This window comes from Caecibacteroides pullorum (assembly GCF_019239235.1).
Lineage (GTDB): Bacteria > Bacteroidota > Bacteroidia > Bacteroidales > Bacteroidaceae > Bacteroides > Bacteroides pullorum.
The window spans coordinates 1-1129 of sequence record NZ_JAAZTS010000055.1; the positions used below are offsets into that span (position 1 = coordinate 1).

The 1129-nt window shown below is 42.2% G+C and carries 1 protein-coding gene; it reads left to right on the forward strand.

Annotated features, from left to right (window positions below; translation table 11 throughout):
• Positions 1 to 1129 (forward strand): IS4 family transposase (locus tag HF894_RS15040; RefSeq protein ID WP_218417855.1); only part of this gene is annotated, 1129 nt, incomplete at both ends.

A 1129-nucleotide genomic window follows, 5' to 3' on the forward strand; every position in this document is an offset into this window, starting at 1 on the left:
AAATACGTATTCTCTCAATTAACCGCTTTTCTGAACAGGACTCAGTTCAACAACTATGTTCGCAAGTATGATGGCAACCGGTATGTGAAACATTTCACTTGCTGGAATCAGATGCTTGCAATGATGTTTGGGCAACTGAGTAACCGTGAGAGCCTGCGAGACTTAATCGTTGCTTTCGAGGCGCATAGGGGCAAGCAATATCATCTTGGGTTAGGTCGTGAACCGATAGCCAAGACAACTCTTGCCACAGCCAACCAGAACCGCGATTACAGAATCTTCGAAGACTTTGCTTTCTATATGATGAAGGAAGCCTGCGAGAAGCGGACGACCAACATCCTTGACATTTCCGGAAAGAAATATGCGTTTGATTCAACAACGATTCCGTTATGTCTTGCAACATTCCCGTGGGCAAAGTTCCGAAGCAAGAAAGGAGGAGTGAAAGCTCATGTCTTATACGACATTGAAGCACAAGTTCCTGCCTTCTATACTGTAACCACTGCCTCAAAGCATGATTCTACAGCGATGTCTTCAATCCATTATGAACCAAATGCTTATTATATATTCGACAGGGCTTATGATTCTTTTAAAGAGCTCTATAGGATACATCTTACAGACTCTTTCTTTGTTGTCAGGGCCAAGACGAACTTAAAGTATAAGACAGTCAAATGGAAGCGGAGAATGCCAAAGAACATAATGACAGATGCAGAAGTGAAACTGACCGGTTATCTCTCCGGGAAGAAATATCCGGAGTCATTCAGACTCGTCCGATATTACGACGAAGAGGATGACCGTGAGTTCACTTTCTTGACGAATGCAAAACAACTTTCTGCACTGGATGTCGCCAATCTTTATAAGAAAAGATGGTTAATCGAGCTGTTCTTCAAATGGCTCAAGCAGCATCTCAAGATAAAGAAATTCTGGGGCACAACAGAGAACGCTGTTCGCATACAAATCAGTGTGGCTATTATCACGTACTGTCTTGTGGCTATTGTCCAACATGATATGAAGTTGAAACGTTCAACCTATGAAGTTTTGCAAATTCTCAGTATATCATTGACTGACAAAACCCACTTGCGTGACCTGTTCGACAAGACTAATTTCAATGATGTCAAAGATCTAAATGATCCCC